The organism is Pseudomonas sp. 06C 126, from assembly GCF_001855215.1.
GTDB lineage: Bacteria > Pseudomonadota > Gammaproteobacteria > Pseudomonadales > Pseudomonadaceae > Aquipseudomonas > Aquipseudomonas proteolytica.
Map to the genome: position 1 here is coordinate 72,666 of NZ_MIFU01000072.1, position 18,109 is coordinate 90,774.

The following is an 18,109-nucleotide window of genomic DNA, read 5'->3' on the forward strand; positions in this document are numbered from 1 at the left end:
CGGCTGGCACGTACTGGCCGAGGCAAATCTCCACTGCCGTGGGATGCAATGATGAGCAACCAGATTCCGGTACATGACGTTACCCCGCCTGCCAAAAAAACCAGCGACACCGTCGATCTCTACGCCTCGCGGGAGAAAATCTACACCCGCGCCTTCACCGGGATGTTCCGCAACCTGCGGATGCTCGGCGGTGCCGGCTTGTTCCTGCTGTACTTCGGTACGGTGTGGCTGAACTGGGGCGGGCACCAGGCCGTCTGGTGGAACCTGCCAGAGCGCAAATTCTTCATTTTCGGTGCGACATTCTGGCCCCAGGATTTCATCCTGCTGTCGGGGATCCTGATCATTTCGGCCTTTGGCCTGTTCTTTATCACCGTCTACGCCGGGCGTATCTGGTGCGGCTACACCTGCCCGCAAAGCGTGTGGACCTGGATCTACATGTGGTGCGAGAAGATCACCGAAGGCGACCGCAACCAGCGGATCAAGCTGGACAAGGCGCCGATGAGCGCCAACAAGTTCCTGCGTAAATTCAGCAAGCACACGCTATGGCTGCTGATCGGCTTTGTTACCGGCATGACCTTTGTCGGCTACTTCTCGCCGATCCGCGAACTGGTGTTCGAGTTCTTCACCGGCCAGGCCGATGGCTGGTCGTACTTCTGGGTCGGCTTCTTCACCCTCGCCACCTATGGCAACGCCGGCTGGCTGCGTGAGCAGGTGTGCATCTACATGTGTCCGTATGCGCGCTTCCAGAGCGTGATGTTCGACAAGGACACCCTGATCGTGTCCTACGACCCGCGCCGCGGCGAAGTGCGTGGCCCGCGCAAGAAAGGTGTCGATTACAAGGCCCAGGGCCTGGGGGATTGCATCGACTGCACGATGTGCGTGCAGGTCTGCCCTACCGGCATCGATATCCGCGACGGCCTGCAAATCGAGTGCATTGGCTGCGCCGCCTGCATCGACGCCTGCGACACCATCATGGACAAGATGGATTACCCTCGCGGGTTGATCAGCTACACCACCGAACATAACCTGTCGGGGCAAAAGACCCACAAGCTGCGCCCGCGCCTGATCGGCTACGCGCTGGTGCTGCTGGCGATGATCAGCCTGCTGGCCGCGGCGTTCTTCATGCGCTCGCTGGTGGGTTTCGACGTCAGCAAGGACCGCGTGCTGTACCGCGAAAACGCCGAAGGGCGGATCGAGAACGTCTACAGCCTGAAGATCATGAACAAGGACCAGCACGACCACACCTACGTGCTGGACGCCACGGGCCTGCCGGACCTCAAGCTGCAAGGCAAGCGCGAGATCAAGGTCGCCGCCGGGGAAATCTTCACCATGCCGGTGGAACTGTCGAGCGCGCCGGAACAAATGCCGTCGACCACCAACGAGGTGAAATTCATCCTCAAGGATGCTGATGATGACAGCGTCCACGTTGAAGCCAAGAGCCGGTTCATCGGCCCACAAATTCGTTAAAAGAGAGCAGAACAATGCCCGTAGCAACTGCCGCAAGCCCCTGGTACAAGCACCTCTGGCCCTGGATCATCATTGCCATCCTGGCCTGCTCGGTGACGCTGACCTTGTCCATGGTGACCATCGCGGTGAACAACCCGGACAACCTGGTCAACGACAACTACTACGAGGCGGGCAAGGGCATCAACCGCTCCCTGGACCGCGAACTGCTGGCCCAGACCCTGCAAATGCGCGCCACGATGCACCTGGATGAGTTGACCGGCGAAGTCGAGTTGCACCTCACCGGCAACAGCGGGCCGACCACACTGGAATTGAACCTGATTTCGCCGACCCAGCCGGAGAAAGACCGCAAGGTCATGCTCACCCGCAGCGAGAGCGAGCCGGGTCGCTATATCGGCCAGGTCACTGACAAGGTCGAAGGCCGGCGCTTCGTCGAGCTGCTGGGGGTGGAAGGCGACAGGACCTGGCGCATGTTTGAAGAGGAAGAAGTCAGCCATGGCACCGACCTGAAGTTGGGTGACGAGCCGTTGCAGGGTGCTGAAGACCTGAAGAACTGACAGCCGCGCTTCGCGCATCGCCGGCAAGCCGGCTCCTACAGGGAGTGTGCGATAACCTTGTAGGAGCGGGCTTGCCCGCGATGAGGCCCTCCCCGCCCACACAGATCCAAAACCATGACCACCCCAATCCCCTGCTACCACTGCGCCCTCCCCGTCCCGCCCGGCAGCCGCTTCACTGCGGTGATCCTCGGCGAGCCCCGCGAGCTCTGCTGCCCGGGCTGTCAGGCGGTGGCCGAAGCAATTGTCGCAGGTGGGCTGGAAAGCTATTACCAACACCGCAGCGAGGCCTCGGCCAACCCGCAAGCCTTGCCCGTGCAATTGGTCGACGAACTGGCGCTGTACGACCGCGCCGACGTGCAAAAGCCTTTCGTACGCCACGACGGCGACCTGGCCGAAGCCACGTTGCTGATGGAAGGCATCAGTTGCGCCGCCTGTGGCTGGTTGATCGAGAAACACCTGCGCAGCCTACCGGCCGTGGCCGAGGCGCGGCTGAACCTGTCCAACCATCGCCTGCATGTGCGCTGGGCCGATGGGCAATTGCCGTTGAGCCAGGTGCTCAGCGAGCTACGCCATATCGGCTACGCTGCCCACCCTTATCAAGCCGACCGTGCCGCTGAACAGTTGGCCAGTGAAAACCGCTTGGCCTTGCGCCAACTGGGCGTGGCCGGCCTGCTATGGTTCCAGGCGATGATGGCGACGATGGCCACCTGGCCGGAGTTCAATATCGACCTGAGCCCAGAGTTACACGAGATCCTGCGCTGGGTTGCGCTGTTTCTGACCACCCCCATCGTGTTCTACAGTTGCGCACCGTTTTTCAAGGGCGCCATGCGTGACCTGCGCACCCGCCACCTGACCATGGATGTGTCGGTCTCGCTGGCCATTGGCGGCGCCTACCTGGCGGGGATCTGGACCGCGATCACCGGGGTGGGCGAGCTGTATTTCGATGCCGTGGGCATGTTCGCGCTGTTCCTGCTGGCCGGGCGCTACCTGGAGCGTCGCGCCCGGGAACGCACGGCTGCCGCCACCGCCCAACTGGTCAACCTGCTGCCGGCCTCGTGCCTGCGCCTCAAAGCCGATGGCCAGAGCGATCGTATCCTGCTCACCGAACTGGCCCTGGGCGACCGAGTGCTGGTGCACCCGGGCGCGATTCTGCCCGCAGACGGGGTGATCCTCGATGGCCAGTCGAGTATCGATGAGTCGCTGCTTACCGGCGAATATCTGCCACAACCACGACAGGCCGGCGACACCGTCACCGCGGGCACCCTCAACGTCGAAGGCGCGTTGACCGTTGAAGTACGCGCCCTGGGCCATGACACCCGCTTGTCGGCCATCGTGCGCCTGCTGGAGCGGGCCCAGGCAGAAAAACCGCGCCTGGCGCAAATCGCCGACCGCGCCGCCCAATGGTTCCTGCTCTGCTCGCTGATCGCCGCCGCGCTGATTGGCCTGCTGTGGTGGGAGCTGGATTCTTCTCGGGCGTTCTGGATTGTCCTGGCGATGCTGGTTGCCACCTGCCCCTGCGCCTTGTCGCTGGCAACCCCCACCGCCTTGACTGCCGCCACCGGCACCCTGCACAAACTCGGCCTGCTGCTGACCCGCGGCCATGTGCTCGAAGGCCTCAATCAGATCGACACGGTGATTTTCGACAAGACCGGTACCCTCACCGAAGGCCGCCTGGCCCTGCGTGCCATCCGGCCGTTGGGCAGCATGAGCAGCGATCTGGCCCTGGCCCTGGCCGCCGCCCTCGAAAACCGCTCCGAACACCCGATTGCCCGGGCCTTTGGCCGCGCCCCACTGGCGGCTGACGAAGTGCTCAGCACCCCGGGCCTGGGACTCGAGGGCCGCGTCGGCGAACACCTGCTGCGCATCGGCCAGCCCGGCTTTGTCTGTGAATTGAGTGGCTGCGCGATTCCTCAATCGCCGCAAGACGCTGGCCAATGGTTGCTGCTGGGCGATACCAGCGGCGCCCTGGCCTGGCTTGTCCTGGATGATCGCCTGCGCAGCGATGCACCGGCGCTGCTGGCTGCGTGCAAGGCGCGGGGTTGGCGTACCTTGCTGCTATCGGGTGATAGCTCGCCGATGGTCGCCAGCGTCGCCGCCGAACTGGGCATCGACGAAGCCCATGGCGGCCTGCGCCCCGATGACAAGCTGCTGGTGCTGCAACAGTTGCACAAGGAAGGCCGCAAGGTGTTGATGCTCGGTGATGGCGTGAATGACGTGCCGGTACTGGCCGCCGCTGATATCAGCGTGGCCATGGGTTCGGCCACTGACCTGGCGAAAACCAGCGCCGACGCGGTGCTGTTGTCCAACCGCCTCGACGCCCTGGTACAAGCTTTCAGCCTGGCACGGCGCACGCGCCGCGTAATCATTGAAAACCTGCTGTGGGCCGGGCTATACAATGGCCTGATGTTGCCGTTCGCCGCCCTCGGTTGGATCACGCCGATCTGGGCTGCGATCGGCATGTCCCTCAGCTCGTTGACCGTGGTGCTCAATGCCCTGCGCCTGACTCGCCTGCCGCGCACCAGCGCTGCGAGCGCCACCCCACAGTCCCGTCCGCTGCCGGCTTGAGCCGCACGGGCATGGAGTAGCGATGCCAGCTCTTTACGTAATGATTCCAGCGGCGCTGCTGATCGTCGCCATCGCCATCTACATCTTCTTCTGGGCGGTGGACAGCGGCCAGTATGACGACCTCGACGGGCCGGCCCACAGCGTGCTGTTCGACGACCAGGACCCCAAGCACCTGGCCGCTGTCGACGAGGCCAGCAGCCATGCGCAGCCACCGAGCAAGCCTGACGAGCCGGCATCGCCCCATGCTTGACCTCGCGCCGCTGCTGGTTTCCGCGCTGATCCTGGGCCTGTTGGGCGGCGGCCATTGCCTGGGCATGTGTGGTGGCCTGATGGGCGCACTGACCCTGGCGATCCCGCCGGAGCAGCGCAGCCGGCGTTTTCGCCTGCTGCTGGCCTACAACCTGGGACGCATCCTTAGCTATTCCTGCGCCGGCGTATTGATCGGCCTGGCCGGCTGGGCGGTGGCCAACAGCCCGGCGGCGATGTTCATGCGCATCCTTGCCGGCCTGCTGTTGATCAGCATGGGCCTGTACCTGGCCGGCTGGTGGAGCGGCCTGACCCGTATCGAAAGCCTCGGGCGCGGCCTGTGGCGCCATATCCAGCCGTTTGCCAACCGTTTACTGCCGGTGTCCAGCCTGCCCCGCGCCTTGCTGCTGGGCGCGCTGTGGGGGTGGCTGCCCTGCGGCCTGGTCTACAGCACATTGCTGTGGGCTGCCAGCCAGGGCAACGCCTTGGATAGCGGGCTGTTGATGCTGGCCTTCGGGCTCGGCACCTGGCCGGTATTGCTCGCCACCGGGCTGGCGGCAGAACGCGTCACCGCGCTGTTGCGCAAGCGCAGTGTGCGCATGGCCGGTGGCCTGTTGGTGATTGTGTTCGGTATCTGGACCCTACCCGGCCCCCATCAGCACTGGCTTATGGGCCACTAAAAGGCCATGTGGCATAGCGCCGCTCCCCGTTGATACAAATCAAGATGACCGCCCAGCCATGCCCCTAGACTCGGCCCACTAGCCAATCCGGGGAATGCCCGCATGCTCGACGCCATTCGTTGGGACACAGATCTGATTCATCGCTACGACCTCGCGGGGCCGCGCTACACCTCCTACCCCACCGCCGTACAGTTCACCAGCCAGGTCGGCACCTTCGACCTGCTGCACGCCCTGCGCGACAGCCGCAAGGCCGTGCGCCCGCTGTCGCTGTATGTGCACGTGCCGTTCTGCGCGAACATTTGCTACTACTGCGCCTGCAACAAAGTCATCACCAAGGACCGCGGTCGCGCCCAGGCCTACCTGCAGCGCCTGGAGCAAGAGATTCAACTGGTCGCCTGCCACCTGGACCCCAACCAGCGAGTACAGCAGCTGCATTTTGGCGGCGGCACGCCGACCTTTCTCAGCCACGACGAGTTGCGCCAGTTGATGGCGCAACTGCGCCAGCACTTCAACTTGCTGGATGACGACTCCGGCGACTACGGCATCGAGATAGACCCACGGGAAGCCGATTGGGCCACCATGGGTCTGCTGCGTGAACTGGGCTTCAACCGCGTGAGCATCGGCGTGCAAGACCTGGACCCCGAGGTGCAACGGGCGGTCAATCGCCTGCAAAGCCTGGAAGAAACCCGCGCGGTGATCGATGCCGCGCGCACCCTGCAGTTTCGCTCGATCAATATCGACTTGATCTACGGCCTGCCCAAGCAGACACCGGAGCATTTCGCCAGCACCGTGGCCGAGGTCATCAGCCTGCAACCCGACCGGCTCTCCGTGTTCAATTACGCCCACCTGCCGGAACGTTTCCTGCCCCAGCGGCGGATCAACAGCGACGACCTGCCGGCCCCCGCCGTCAAGTTGCAGATGCTGCAGGAAACCATCGAACAGTTGACGGCGGCCGGCTACAACTACATCGGCATGGACCACTTCGCCCTGCCCGATGACGAACTGGCCATTGCCCAGGAAGAGGCCACCCTACAGCGCAATTTCCAGGGCTATACCACCCATGGGCACTGTGATTTGATCGGGCTTGGGGTATCGGCCATCAGTCAGATTGGTGACTTGTACTGCCAGAACAGCAGCGACCTGAGTCATTACCAGAACGCCCTGGCTGGGGCGCAATTGGCCACCAGTCGCGGCCTGCTCTGCACGGCCGACGATCGTTTGCGGCGCGCGGTGATCCAGCAGTTGATCTGTCACTTCAGCCTGGACTTCGAAAGCATCGAGCAGGCATTTACCGTGGATTTTCGCGGCTATTTCGCCGAACTCTGGCCGCAACTGGAAGCGATGGCCAATGACGGCCTGATCGAACTGGACGCCGAGGGCATTCGCGTACTGCCGGCCGGACGCCTGCTGGTGCGCTCGGTGTGCATGGTGTTCGATGCCTATCTGGAGCAACAGAATAGGCAACGATTTTCCCGGGTGATCTGAGCCGGGTTACTTGGCCACCAACGCGGCGGCCTTCACCGCATCCTCGGCACTCAGGTTCTTCATCGCTTCGTTCAAGGATGCATAGGCGGAGGTCAGCGCAGCTTGCAGGCCGCCCAATGCCGCTTGCACGCCACCCAGTTTCGCCTGGGCCTGATCCGGGCTCAGGCGCTTGTCGGCCATGATCGACGACATCTCAGCCATCTTTTCTGCGATCTGCTGCTTCAACTGGCGAATCATCTTCAGCAGCTTCTGCACGTTCTCGTCCAGCCCGCTTTCTTCGATATCGTTGTTGGCCGCTTTCTCGGCGTTGGCGGCTTTGAGCGACGCACCGGAAAAGGTCACGCTTACGCCTTCGGCAGGCTTGGTTTCACCGAGCGCTGGCGTTTGGGCCTCAGCGCCAACAGCGCTGGCTTTTTTCGGCTCAAGCAAAGTCGGCACCATGGTGCGGGACGGAAGATTGCCGTCAATGGAAAGCATATCGGGAGCCTCCAAGCTCTTGGTCGTTAGCAGTCCATCGGCCGCTGTGCAAAATTCTTTATACCCCTGCCGGTTTTTTGTACAGGCTGGCCTGATAGTCCCTCAGTGCGGTACCCTTACGTCTTATGTGTGTTTTCCCACAAGGATTTAAGAAATGTCCGAGCCAGTTAAACTGCGCGCTCACAGCCAGGCTCACTGCAAGGATTGCAGCCTGGCGCCCCTCTGCTTGCCACTTTCGCTGAATCTGGAAGACATGGATGCGCTGGACGAAATCGTTAAACGTGGTCGCCCACTGAAGAAAGGCGAGTTTCTGTTTCGCCAGGGTGATCAGTTCGATTCCGTCTATGCAGTACGCTCGGGCGCCTTGAAAACGTTCAGCTTGAGCGATAGCGGCGAAGAGCAGATCACCGGTTTCCACCTGCCCAGCGAACTGGTAGGCCTGTCGGGCATGGACACCGAGATCCACCCGGTGTCGGCCCAGGCCCTGGAAACCACGTCGGTGTGCGAGATTCCGTTCGAACGCCTGGATGAACTGGCCCTGCAACTGCCACAGTTGCGCCGCCAGTTGATGCGCGTGATGAGCCGGGAAATCCGGGATGACCAGCAAATGATGCTGCTGTTGTCGAAAAAAACCGCCGACGAACGGATTGCCACCTTCCTGGTCAACCTGTCGGCACGTTTCCGCGCCCGTGGTTTCTCGGCCAACCAGTTCCGTCTGAGCATGTCGCGCAACGAAATCGGCAATTACCTGGGCCTGGCGGTGGAAACCGTCTCCCGGGTGTTCACCCGCTTCCAGCAAAACGAACTGATTGCCGCCGAGGGCAAGGAAGTTCATATCCTCGACCCGATCCAGCTCTGCGCACTGGCCGGCGGCTCCCTCGACGGCTGACCGCCGCACGCGGGATGCGACACTTGCGGCCAAGCCAACCGGCCAGGCCGCAGGTATACTGGCGAGTCTTTGCCCCCAGGACTCCCGACGATGGCTTTCGACTCCTTCGACATCAAATCCCTGATCCGCCCCGTCATCGACTTCCCCAAGCCTGGGGTGATCTTTCGCGATATCACGCCGCTGTTCCAGTCGCCCAAGGCCATGCGCCTGGTGGCTGACACTTTTATCCATCGCTACGTCGAAGCCGAGTTCACGCACATCGGCGCGATGGATGCCCGGGGCTTTTTGATCGGTTCGGTGATTGCCTATCAACTGAACAAACCACTGATCCTGTTCCGCAAACAGGGCAAGCTGCCAGCGGACGTGCTGTCCGAGGGCTATCAGACCGAATACGGTGAAGCCTTCCTCGAAGTGCACGCCGACAGCCTGTGTGAAGGGGATTCGGTGCTGATGTTCGATGACCTGATCGCCACAGGTGGCACCTTGATTGCTGCGGCCAACCTGGCACGGCGCATGGGTGCACGGATTTTTGAAGCCGCAGCGATCATTGACTTGCCGGAACTGGGTGGCTCGCAGCGGTTGGAGGATATGGGGGTCCCGACGTTCTGTTTGACCCAGTTCGGATTGACTGAGCGCTGATTTGCTGTGTCTGGGCGGGCCTCATCGCGGGCAAGCCCACACACACATTGGACCGAGTTCCAACTTTTGAATGCCCGCGATGAGGCCCCTGAGAACCTTATCAATCACAACCCCATCTGCTTACTGATGATCTCGTTCATCACCTCCCGAGTGCCGCCACCAATCGACAAAATCCGATTGTCCCGGTACAGCCGCTCCACCAGGCTGCCGCGCATATAACCCAGCCCGCCAAGAATCTGCACCGCGTCATACGTCACCCGGTCAGCCGTGTCGGTGGCAAGATTCTTGGCCATGGAAATCTCCTTGATCACACTCTTGCCCGCGGCCATCTTCGCCGCCTGGCGGTAAGTGAACTCCCGGGAAACCTCGACCGCCGTGGCCATCTCCGCCAGGCGGTGCTTGAGCACCTGGAACTTGCCGATCGGTTTGCCAAAGGCCTCCCGCTGGGCGGCCCACTTCAAGCTCTCTTCCAGCGCCATCTGCGCCGTCATGTTGGCCATCAACGCCAGGGCCAGGCGTTCGCTCTGGAAATTGCCCATGATGCAGGCAAAGCCCATGTTCTCGCTGCCGATCAGGTTGTCTACCGGCACCTGGCAATCGTCGAAGAACAATTCGGCAGTATCCGACGCCCACCAGCCCATTTTCTTCAACGGTTGGCCGACGGTGAAGCCTGGCATGCCCTTCTCGATCAGCAACAGGCTGATGCCGCCAAAGCCCGGCCCGCCGGTACGTACAGCCACGGTGTAGTAGTCGGCGCGCACGCCGCTGGTGATAAAGGTTTTGCTGCCACTGACCCGATAACAGTCGCCCTCACGCACGGCTCGGGTTTGCAGGCTGGCCACGTCAGAACCACCCCCCGGCTCAGTGACGGCCAAGGCCATGATCTTCTCGCCAGACAAGACCTGGGGAGCGACACGCGCGCGGATCTCGGGGCGGGCCCATTTGACGATGGGCGGCAGGCCGATATCCAGCGAGCCCAGCCCCGCCACCACGCCTGCGGAACCACAACGCATCAACTCTTCGCTGGCGGCGACCTTGGCGAACAGGTCGCCCTCGTGGCTACCGCCCAGGGCTTCGGCGTAACCGATGCCCAGAATCCCCGCCGCACCGGCCTTGAGGTACAACTCGCGCGGGAAGTGCTCGGCCTCCTCCCATTGCTCGATGCCCGGCAGAATCTCGCGCTCGACAAAACGGCGCACGCTGTCGCGGACCAATTGGTGGCTGGGATCGAAGTATTCCTGATAGGCAGGCATCGGCAAGCTCCACGGAGAGGTGGAGCGAACTTACCAAGCGCTTGCTTGGCTATCAAGCCAAACACAGAACTGGCCGACAACACACAATCCATGTAGGAGCTGGCTTGCCTGCGATGCAGGCACCTCGGTGTATCAGCAAGACTGAGGTGATGCTATCGCAGGCAAGCCAGCTCCTACACGGGACTGGGTTCCACGGGAAGATTTGGCTTAGAGGGCGATAGGTTTGCGACCGGCAAACGAGTGCGCCAGGGTGCCGCCGTCCACCAACTCCAGCTCGCCACCCAGTGGAACGCCGTGGGCGATGCGCGAAGTGATCAAGCCTTTGTTGGTCAGCAGTTGCGCGATGTAATGCGCAGTGGCTTCGCCTTCCACCGTCGGGTTGGTAGCCAGGATCACTTCGGTGAAGGTGCCCTGCTCTTCAATGCGCGCCACCAGTTGCGGGATGCCAATCGCCTCCGGCCCCAGGCCGTCGAGGGGCGAAAGGTGGCCCTTGAGCACAAAGTAGCGCCCGCGATAGCCGGTCTGTTCCACCGCGTACACGTCCATCGGGCCTTCGACCACGCACAGCAGCGTGTCATCACGACGAGGATCGGCGCATTGCGGGCACAGTTCTTCTTCGGTCAGGGTGCGGCACTGGCGGCAATGGCCCACGCCTTCCATGGCCTGGCTCAAGGCCTGGGCCAGCCGCGAGCCACCGCTGCGGTCACGCTCCAGCAGTTGCAGCGCCATGCGCTGGGCGGTTTTCTGGCCCACGCCCGGCAAGGTGCGCAGGGCGTCGATCAGTTGGCGAATCAGGGGGCTGAAGCTCATGGGGGCAGAGGTCCGACAAAACAACGAGACGCGGTTTATACCCGCGCCTCGGATAAGCGTCAAATACGCACGACCAACTTGCCGAAGTTACGTCCTTCCAACAGCCCGATAAATGCCTCGGGTGCCTGCTCCAGGCCATCGACCACGTCTTCGCGGAACTTGACCTTGCCGTCACGCACCCAGGGCGCCATGGCGCTGATAAATTCCGGATGGCGGTCGCCATAGTCGTCGAACACGATAAAGCCCTGGATGCGCACGCGCTTGGTCAGCAAGGTCCGTTGCAACGCCGGCAGCCGATCGGGCCCGGTGGGGGCTTCGTGGGCGTTGTAACCGGCAATCAGGCCGCACAGCGGGATCCGCGCCTTGGGGTTGAGCAAAGGCAGTACGGCGTCGAATACCTTGCCGCCGACGTTCTCGTAATAGATGTCCACCCCGTTGAAACAGGCCTGGGCCAGCTCATCGGCGAAATCTGCGCTCTTGTGATCGATGCACGCGTCAAAACCCAGCTCCTCCACCACATAGCGGCACTTGTCGGCGCCGCCCGCGATGCCCACCACGCGCAGCCCCTTGAGCTTGGCCACCTGGCCGACCACCGAGCCCACCGCGCCCGAGGCAGCCGCTACCACCAGGGTTTCCCCGGCCTTCGGTTGGCCAATATCCATCAGGCCCATGTAGGCGGTCATGCCAGGCATGCCCAGTACGCCAAGAGCCATGGACGGGCTTGGCAAGCCCTTGGGCACGGGGATCAGGTTGCGGCCGTCACTGATGCTGTGACTTTGCCAACCCGTGGCGCCGACCACCAGGTCGCCCACCTCGAACTTGGGGTTGCGCGACTGTTCGATGCGACTGACAGCACCGCCGGTCATTACCTCGCCGATTTCTACCGGTGCGGCGTAGGACGGTGCGTCGCTCATACGCCCACGCATGTAGGGGTCAAGGGACAGGAACAGGGTCTTGAGCAGGACCTGGCCGTCTGCCAGGTCAGGCAGCGCCACGCGCTCCAAGCGGAAGTTCTCTGGCACGGGTGCACCCTGCGGGCGGGATACCAGGACGATGCGCTGGTTAAGGGTCATGGCTTGAGTCATCAGCAAGGCTCCTTTTATCGGTGATTGAATTCAGCGGTATAGGGTGCAGACAGCTGTTGCAATACTGACGTTCGATTTTGACCGACACAAACAAAAATGCCAGGCACGAGGCCTGGCATTTTTTGTTGCATGTCACCGATCAGAACGGCAGCTTCATGCCCGGCGGCAGTTGCATGCCCGCGGTCACACCGGACATTTTGTCCTGGCTGTTGGCTTCGATCTTACGCACGGCGTCGTTGACGGCCGCGGCGAACAGGGCCTCGAGCATTTCCAGGTCGTCTTCGCCAACGCCCGGCAATACGCTTGGGTCGATGCTCACGCGCTTGATGTCGTGACGACCGGTCATCACCACGCTGACCATATCGCCACCGGCTTTACCGGTGACTTCGGCGTTGGCCAGTTCTTCCTGCATCTTGGCCATTTTTTCCTGCATCTGCTGCGCCTGCTTCATCAGGCCGGCCATGCCACCTTTCATCATGGGAATCACCTCAAAAGTACGTGGATCAATACGGCGCCGTGCCTCGGGGCACGACGCCTTCAATTATCAGCCCGCTGCGGCCTGGGCTTCGACGGGCTCAATAGTATCGTGTCGCACCACCGCGCCAAACTGCTCCATCATCTGTTGGATGAGCGGATCGGCCTGGATCGACTCCTCGGCCTCGCGCTGGCGGTTGAGCCGGCGACGGGTGGCGGCCTGGGCCGGGGTTTCCTGCTCGGGCTTGATCAGCTCGATGGTCACCGTCAGGGTGCGTTCGTGGAACTGGTTCAGGGCATCGTTGAGCCGGCGCTGCTGGGTCGCGTTGAACAGGGCACTGTGGGCGGGGTCCAGGTGCAACAGCCAGTGATCGCCATCGACGGCAATCAGCGTGCAGTTGGCGGCGATGCTCCCGGTCATCCCGGAAATCGGCAATTTCGGGAACAGCTCCAACCATTGCAGGGCCAGGCCGGTGGCCGGCATGGCGGCAGGTTCCGCCTCGGGCTCGGGCGCAGGCTCGGCGGTGTGCTCGCTGGCCAGGTCGTCCAGGTAGCTGTAGGCCGAATCCACGTCCGGCTCGATGTAGTCTTCATCCAGCGGCGGTTCGTCATCCAGGTCGATGCCCGGGGTGGCGGCGTCCACGTCGGCAATCGTTGGCTCGGGTACCGGTGCCGAGACCCACTCCGGCGCGTCCGGCACCACGCTGTCGGGGGTTGGCGTGGGCATCGGCGTCAGTTCGGGCTGCTCGGCGATGGTTTCCAGGACAGGCTCTTCGGCAGGTGCCTGCTCGACCACGGTCTCTACCGGCTCATTCCAGGGCAGGTCGACCACCGGCGCGGGCGCAGGCTCGGCAACCGGCGCAGGCGCCACTACAGGCGCCACAGGCTCGACCGCGACCGGGGCTGGGGCGACTGCCACAGGTTCTGGCGCGACGACCGCCGCGCCAGCCACTGATTTGGCGGAATCAACTGTGGCCTGGCTGATCCCCACTGGCTTTAGCGGCTGTCTCGGCGCGTCGGCGGTGTCTGCGGGGCGAAACGCCAACATGCGCAGCATGACCATTTCAAACCCGCCGCGCGGATCGGGTGCCAACGGCAGGTCACGGCGCCCGATCAGGCCCATCTGGTAGTAGAATTGCACATCTTCGGCTGGCAATGCCTGAGCCAGGGCCAGCACGCGGTCGCGGTCACCGTGGCCGTTATCGACCCCTTCAGGCAGCGCCTGGGCGATAGCGACGCGGTGCAGCACGTTGAGAATTTCCGAAAGTACCCCATTCCAGTCCGGACCCTGCTCCGACAGATGGCGCACGGCTTCAAGCAATGCCTTGGCATCGCCTTCGATCAACGCATGGAGCACGTCAAACACTTGCCCGTGGTCGAGGGTGCCGAGCATGGCGCGCACGTCGGCGGCCATTACCTTGCCTTCACCGAAGGCAATGGCCTGGTCGGTCAGGCTCATGGCGTCACGCATCGAGCCATCGGCGGCGCGGCCCAGCAGCCACAGCGCGTCGTCTTCGAACGGCACGTTCTCCACACCCAGCACGTGGGTCAAATGCTCGACCACACGCTCGGGGGTCATGTTCTTGAGAGAGAACTGCAGGCACCGCGACAAGATCGTTGCAGGAAGTTTCTGCGGGTCGGTGGTGGCCAGGATGAACTTAACGTAGGGCGGCGGCTCCTCCAGAGTCTTCAACAGGGCGTTGAAGGAATGGCTGGAGAGCATGTGCACTTCGTCGATCAGGTAGACCTTGAAGCGCCCGCGGCTGGGGGCGTACTGCACGTTGTCCAGCAGTTCGCGGGTGTCCTCGACCTTGGTGCGGCTTGCGGCGTCGATCTCGATCAGGTCGACAAAGCGCCCTTCGTCAATCTCCCGGCATACCGAGCAGGTACCGCAGGGGGTCGAAGTGATGCCCGTTTCACAGTTCAGGCATTTGGCAATGATCCGCGCAATGGTGGTCTTGCCCACCCCGCGCGTGCCGGTGAACAGGTAGGCGTGGTGCAGCCGTTGGCTGTCCAAGGCATTGATCAGAGCCTTGAGCACATGGGTCTGGCCGACCATTTCGCGGAACGAGCGCGGACGCCATTTACGTGCAAGAACCTGATAACTCATCGAAAACCGTCGCAACTGGGAAGCGGGAGCCGGTAATGCTAGCGGAGCAGGGGGGAAATTGCATCCGGCACGCTCGCCTAATCTGACTAAGCTGGTAGTGGCATGCCCTGCAAAGGGCTGATCCCGGAGAGTTTATGCGCGTAGTCCTGGGCGCTTTATGGATGATCACCTCACTGAGCCTGGCGGCGCCCGCCCCGTTGCGCTTTGCCATTTCCGACAGCTGGGCCATGCCCATGGTGCAGATCGACGGGGGCCAGCCGACCCAAGGCATTTTGCATGACCTGATGTTGAGCCTGGCAAACCAGGTGGGCCACCCGGCCCAATTCCAGGTATTGGCCCGGGCCCGCATCGCCCCGGCCATGGAACGCGGCGAGGTCGATGTGCGCTGCTACGTCGCACAGGCGTGGCTCAACAACCTGTCTGGCGATTATGTCTGGAGCATTCCGTTATGGGTCCAGCGCAATGTGATGGTCAGCGCCCATGTCCCGCCGCTGTCGGTGAATGTGACGAAGCTGGTAACACAGAATATCGGCACAGTGCTCAACTACACCTACCCAACCCTTGAACCGCTGTTCGCCAAGGGCCAACTCAAGCGCGACGACGCCCGCAGCGAGGAGCAAGTGCTGCACAAGCTGGTGGCGGGCCGCTTCAAGTACGCGGTCACCAACGAGTGGACCCTGGAGCGTTTTAATCAGCAGTTGCCGCCAGGCCGGAGGCTGCACGTGGTGGCGGTGGTCGAGGAGCAAAGCCTGGGTTGCTACGTGCGTAACGACCCAGCCCTGCCCGTGCAACGGATTTTGCGCACGCTGCTGCGCATGAAGATGTCAGGGGAGATTGACGAAATCATCAAGCTCTATACCGGCGACGGTGGACGTCAGCTTTCACCTGCGCCGGCGCCATAGTTGAGCAGATCAAACCCCGCCGCCCAAGCCGGCACCTCGGCAGCCGGCATCGGCTGGGCGAAGTAGTAACCCTGGGCCACTTCACAGCCCATGCGCAGCAGCAGTTGGCCGTGCTCCAGGGTTTCCAGGCCCTCGGCAATCACCTCGCGACCAAATGCCCGGGCCAGGCCGATCACAGCCTGGGTCAGGGCCAAATCGTCCTTGTCATGGAGGATATCGCGTACAAACGACTTGTCGATCTTGATGGTCTGCGTCGGGAGGCGCTTGAGGTAGCTGAGGGACGAATAGCCGGTGCCGAAATCATCCAGGGAAAAACGCACCCCCAGCGCCTGGCAGGCCGCAAGGTGCTCGGTGACCCGCTGGATGTGATCGATGGCCACCGATTCGGCAATCTCCAGGTCCAGCATGTGTGGCGCCACGTCGGGGTGCTGGGCCAGCAGTTGTTGCAGGCGCTCGACAAAATCCGCGCGCTGGAAATGCCGCGCCGAGATATTCACGCTGACCGGCCAGCGATGTCCGGCTTCCTGCCACTGGCGCATTTGGGCAAGCACCTGGTCCATGACCCATTCGCCGACATCGACGATCAAGTCGGTCTGCTCGATCAACGACAGGAAATCCTTGGGCGATACCAGCCCGCGTATCGGGTGCTGCCAGCGCAGCAATGCCTCGAACCCCACGACCTGGCCGTGGCGCAAGTTGATCTTGGGATGGAAGTGCAGGCACAACTCCCCCGCCGCCAGGGCCTGGCGAATCTGCTGCACGGTCTGGTGGGTGGCCTTGACCTCCTGCTCCAGGGACACGTCAAACAACTGGTAGCGGTTACGGCCACTTTGCTTGGCCACATACATGGCCTGGTCGGCGTGGCGCAGCAGCGTATCGGCATCCTCGTCATCCAACGGGAACAGCGTGACGCCGATGCTGGCAAACACGTTGATCTGCGCGCCCAGGATCGAGTACGGCTCGGAAATGGCCGTGAGGATGCGCCGCAATGCGCGGTTCAACTCTTCGGCGTCGCGCACGTAGCGCAGGATCAATACGAATTCGTCACCGGCGAGCCTGGCGACCACATCTTCACCACGAATGATGTCACGCAGGCGGCTGGCGACCTCCACCAGCAACAGGTCGCCAGAGGCATGGCCATAGCCATCGTTGACCGCCTTGAAGCCGTCCAGGTCGAGCATGCACACCGCCAGGGGAATGTGCTCGCTGCGGGAGAACTCCAAAGACTGCACGAGTAATTCGGAAAGATAGGCGCGGTTGGGCAGGCCGGTCAGCACATCGTGACCGACCCGCCATTGCAGAGTCTGCAACAGCTGGCGCTTTTCGCTGACATCAAAACGAATCGACACGAACTTCTGCACCTTGCCGGTACGCTCATCGACCAACGGCACCATGGTGCTGTCGACCCAATACAGCGAACCATCCTTGGCGCGGTTGCAGATCTCCCCGCGCCAGACCTTGCCCTCGGTGATGGTGCGCCACATACCCTGGAAAAACCCGGCAGGGTGCAACCCGGAACTGAGGATCCGGTGGTTGCGCCCCAGCAACTCGTCGCGGCTGTAGCCGGACATGCCGCAGAATTGGTCGTTGACGTAGGTGATGCGGCCGGTGAGGTCTGTCTCGGAGAAAATGGCGGCGGCATCCACGGCCCTGCGGTATTTCTCATCCATGAATGAGGCTCTAGGTGGCTAGCGGTTGAACCGCTCGACCAGGGCACGCAACCCGGAAGAGATGCTTTCAAGTTCGCGGCCACGGATGACTGCAGCGTTGGCATTGCCCGCTGTCTTTTGTACCGTGGCCGCGACGTTATTGATCTGTTGTGAAACATCCTCTGCGACGTGGGATTGTTCCTGTGAGGCTGCAGCCATTTGCTGACTCATGCCGCTAATGCGCTCCACCGCCTGGCGAATACCCAGCAGTGCCTGTTGCGCTTGCAACACTTGTTGCACGCCCTGCTCGGCTTCGTGAATGCCGGTGCTGGCAATTTCCACTGCTTCTTCGGCGCCAGCGCGCAGATTCTGGATGATGCCCTGAATCTGCTCGGTCGACTCCCGCGTCTTGCCCGCCAGTGCCCGCACCTCATCGGCCACCACGGCAAAGCCACGCCCCTGCTCACCGGCCCGCGCCGCTTCGATGGCGGCATTCAGCGCCAGCAGGTTGGTCTGGTCGGCAATGGCCTGGATCATGCTCGCCGCCACGCGGATTTCCTGGGTCTGGCCGGCCAGATGGCCCACCGCCTGGTTGATCTGGGTGACGGTGGCCGCCAACAGCTGGATCGCCTCGCGTGTGGTACCGACGACATGGCTGCCCTGCCCGGCCAGGTCATTGGCGGTGCGGGCTTCGCTGGCAGTCTGCTGTACATGCGTCGCCACTTCGGCGATGGACGCGGCCATTTCGGTCATGGCGGCGGCAGTCATATCGGTTTCGGCGCGCTGTTCCAGGAGCGCCGACTCGGTATTGCCCGACAACACAC

General features: G+C 62.6%; 16 protein-coding genes and 1 pseudogene. 9 read left to right on the top strand and 8 right to left on the bottom strand.

Translation table 11 applies throughout. From position 1 onward, the window contains the following. The first annotated feature begins 51 nt into the window (after nt 1–51). From ccoG to hemN, 6 genes are all read left to right on the top strand, one after another. On the top strand, nt 52–1,467 hold the full coding sequence (gene ccoG, locus BHC62_RS08195) for a cytochrome c oxidase accessory protein CcoG (RefSeq protein ID WP_070994713.1): 1,416 nt from the start codon (nt 52–54) through the stop codon (nt 1,465–1,467). A 14-nt stretch (nt 1,468–1,481) separates the two neighbouring features. Then, nucleotides 1,482–2,021, top strand: a complete 540-nt coding sequence (locus BHC62_RS08200) for a FixH family protein (RefSeq protein WP_029300032.1) — start codon at nt 1,482–1,484, stop codon at nt 2,019–2,021. 114 nt (nt 2,022–2,135) lie between these two features. Further along, nucleotides 2,136–4,586 carry a heavy metal translocating P-type ATPase gene (locus BHC62_RS08205; RefSeq protein ID WP_070994714.1) on the top strand — a complete coding sequence of 817 codons (2,451 nt, stop codon included), beginning with the start codon at nt 2,136–2,138 and terminating at the stop codon, nt 4,584–4,586. Between the two features lie 22 nt (nt 4,587–4,608). Further along, the gene (gene ccoS, locus BHC62_RS08210; RefSeq protein WP_070994715.1) at nt 4,609–4,836 is read left to right on the top strand and encodes a cbb3-type cytochrome oxidase assembly protein CcoS; all 228 of its coding nucleotides are present in this window, start codon (nt 4,609–4,611) and stop codon (nt 4,834–4,836) included. Beyond that, complete coding sequence (locus BHC62_RS08215) at nt 4,829–5,512, top strand: sulfite exporter TauE/SafE family protein (protein WP_070994716.1); 684 nt, start codon at nt 4,829–4,831, stop codon at nt 5,510–5,512. Before ccoS ends, BHC62_RS08215 begins: the two co-directional genes overlap by 8 nt. Nucleotides 5,513–5,614: 102 nt before the next feature. Continuing rightward, nucleotides 5,615–6,997 (top strand): oxygen-independent coproporphyrinogen III oxidase, encoded by a 1,383-nt coding sequence (hemN, locus tag BHC62_RS08220; RefSeq protein ID WP_029298169.1) that lies wholly within the window; start codon nt 5,615–5,617, stop codon nt 6,995–6,997. Nucleotides 6,998–7,003: 6 nt separating this feature from the next. Here hemN and BHC62_RS08225 read toward each other — a convergent pair whose 3' ends face one another. Further along, complete coding sequence (locus tag BHC62_RS08225; RefSeq protein WP_029298171.1) at nt 7,004–7,474, bottom strand: hypothetical protein; 471 nt, start codon at nt 7,472–7,474, stop codon at nt 7,004–7,006. A gap of 154 nt (nt 7,475–7,628) precedes the next feature. On the opposite strand from BHC62_RS08225, the gene fnr reads away from it, so the two are divergent. Both fnr and BHC62_RS08235 read left to right on the top strand, forming a co-directional pair. Then, complete coding sequence (gene fnr / locus BHC62_RS08230; RefSeq protein WP_029298173.1) at nt 7,629–8,363, top strand: fumarate/nitrate reduction transcriptional regulator Fnr; 735 nt, start codon at nt 7,629–7,631, stop codon at nt 8,361–8,363. Between the two features lie 90 nt (nt 8,364–8,453). Further along, entirely contained in the window at nt 8,454–9,002 is a 549-nt protein-coding gene (locus BHC62_RS08235) for an adenine phosphoribosyltransferase (protein WP_029298174.1), read from the top strand. 104 nt (nt 9,003–9,106) lie between these two features. Here BHC62_RS08235 and BHC62_RS08240 read toward each other — a convergent pair whose 3' ends face one another. From BHC62_RS08240 to dnaX, 5 genes are all read right to left on the bottom strand, one after another. After that, the gene (locus BHC62_RS08240) at nt 9,107–10,255 is read right to left on the bottom strand and encodes an acyl-CoA dehydrogenase family protein (RefSeq protein WP_070994717.1); all 1,149 of its coding nucleotides are present in this window, start codon (nt 10,253–10,255) and stop codon (nt 9,107–9,109) included. Nucleotides 10,256–10,462: 207 nt separating this feature from the next. Next, nucleotides 10,463–11,065, bottom strand: coding sequence for a recombination mediator RecR (gene recR / locus BHC62_RS08245; RefSeq protein ID WP_070994718.1), 603 nt, complete (start codon nt 11,063–11,065; stop codon nt 10,463–10,465). 59 nt (nt 11,066–11,124) lie between these two features. Next, entirely contained in the window at nt 11,125–12,150 is a 1,026-nt protein-coding gene (locus BHC62_RS08250; RefSeq protein WP_070994719.1) for an NADP-dependent oxidoreductase, read from the bottom strand. A gap of 139 nt (nt 12,151–12,289) precedes the next feature. Further along, the gene (locus tag BHC62_RS08255; RefSeq protein ID WP_003193199.1) at nt 12,290–12,628 is read right to left on the bottom strand and encodes a YbaB/EbfC family nucleoid-associated protein; all 339 of its coding nucleotides are present in this window, start codon (nt 12,626–12,628) and stop codon (nt 12,290–12,292) included. A gap of 66 nt (nt 12,629–12,694) precedes the next feature. Then, a complete protein-coding gene (gene dnaX, locus BHC62_RS08260) occupies nt 12,695–14,734 on the bottom strand; it encodes a DNA polymerase III subunit gamma/tau (RefSeq protein WP_070994720.1) in 2,040 nt (679 codons plus the stop codon). 134 nt (nt 14,735–14,868) lie between these two features. On the opposite strand from dnaX, the gene BHC62_RS08265 reads away from it, so the two are divergent. Next, nucleotides 14,869–15,636 carry an ABC transporter substrate-binding protein gene (locus BHC62_RS08265; RefSeq protein ID WP_029298189.1) on the top strand — a complete coding sequence of 256 codons (768 nt, stop codon included), beginning with the start codon at nt 14,869–14,871 and terminating at the stop codon, nt 15,634–15,636. Here BHC62_RS08265 and BHC62_RS08270 read toward each other — a convergent pair. Together BHC62_RS08270 and BHC62_RS29285 are read right to left on the bottom strand one after the other, a co-directional pair. Then, on the bottom strand, nt 15,609–17,306 hold the full coding sequence (locus BHC62_RS08270; RefSeq protein ID WP_050492965.1) for a bifunctional diguanylate cyclase/phosphodiesterase: 1,698 nt from the start codon (nt 17,304–17,306) through the stop codon (nt 15,609–15,611). The two genes, BHC62_RS08265 and BHC62_RS08270, sit on opposite strands and share 28 nt — an antisense overlap. An 18-nt stretch (nt 17,307–17,324) precedes the next feature. Then, nucleotides 17,325–17,816, bottom strand: a pseudogene (locus BHC62_RS29285) (methyl-accepting chemotaxis protein); the annotation flags it as partial. Nucleotides 17,817–18,109 lie beyond the last annotated feature (293 nt).

Excerpts from the sequence above, each read along its gene's own strand:
- ccoG (WP_070994713.1), top strand. The coding sequence starts at position 52 with ATGAGCAACCAGATTCCGGTACATGACGTTACCCCGCCTGCCAAAAAA.
- BHC62_RS08200 (WP_029300032.1), top strand. The coding sequence starts at position 1,482 with ATGCCCGTAGCAACTGCCGCAAGCCCCTGGTACAAGCACCTCTGGCCC.
- BHC62_RS08205 (WP_070994714.1), top strand. The coding sequence starts at position 2,136 with ATGACCACCCCAATCCCCTGCTACCACTGCGCCCTCCCCGTCCCGCCC.
- ccoS (WP_070994715.1), top strand. The coding sequence starts at position 4,609 with ATGCCAGCTCTTTACGTAATGATTCCAGCGGCGCTGCTGATCGTCGCC.
- BHC62_RS08215 (WP_070994716.1), top strand. The coding sequence starts at position 4,829 with ATGCTTGACCTCGCGCCGCTGCTGGTTTCCGCGCTGATCCTGGGCCTG.
- hemN (WP_029298169.1), top strand. The coding sequence starts at position 5,615 with ATGCTCGACGCCATTCGTTGGGACACAGATCTGATTCATCGCTACGAC.
- BHC62_RS08225 (WP_029298171.1), bottom strand. The coding sequence starts at position 7,474 with ATGCTTTCCATTGACGGCAATCTTCCGTCCCGCACCATGGTGCCGACT.
- fnr (WP_029298173.1), top strand. The coding sequence starts at position 7,629 with ATGTCCGAGCCAGTTAAACTGCGCGCTCACAGCCAGGCTCACTGCAAG.
- BHC62_RS08235 (WP_029298174.1), top strand. The coding sequence starts at position 8,454 with ATGGCTTTCGACTCCTTCGACATCAAATCCCTGATCCGCCCCGTCATC.
- BHC62_RS08240 (WP_070994717.1), bottom strand. The coding sequence starts at position 10,255 with ATGCCTGCCTATCAGGAATACTTCGATCCCAGCCACCAATTGGTCCGC.
- recR (WP_070994718.1), bottom strand. The coding sequence starts at position 11,065 with ATGAGCTTCAGCCCCCTGATTCGCCAACTGATCGACGCCCTGCGCACC.
- BHC62_RS08250 (WP_070994719.1), bottom strand. The coding sequence starts at position 12,150 with ATGACTCAAGCCATGACCCTTAACCAGCGCATCGTCCTGGTATCCCGC.
- BHC62_RS08255 (WP_003193199.1), bottom strand. The coding sequence starts at position 12,628 with ATGATGAAAGGTGGCATGGCCGGCCTGATGAAGCAGGCGCAGCAGATG.
- dnaX (WP_070994720.1), bottom strand. The coding sequence starts at position 14,734 with ATGAGTTATCAGGTTCTTGCACGTAAATGGCGTCCGCGCTCGTTCCGC.
- BHC62_RS08265 (WP_029298189.1), top strand. The coding sequence starts at position 14,869 with ATGCGCGTAGTCCTGGGCGCTTTATGGATGATCACCTCACTGAGCCTG.
- BHC62_RS08270 (WP_050492965.1), bottom strand. The coding sequence starts at position 17,306 with ATGGATGAGAAATACCGCAGGGCCGTGGATGCCGCCGCCATTTTCTCC.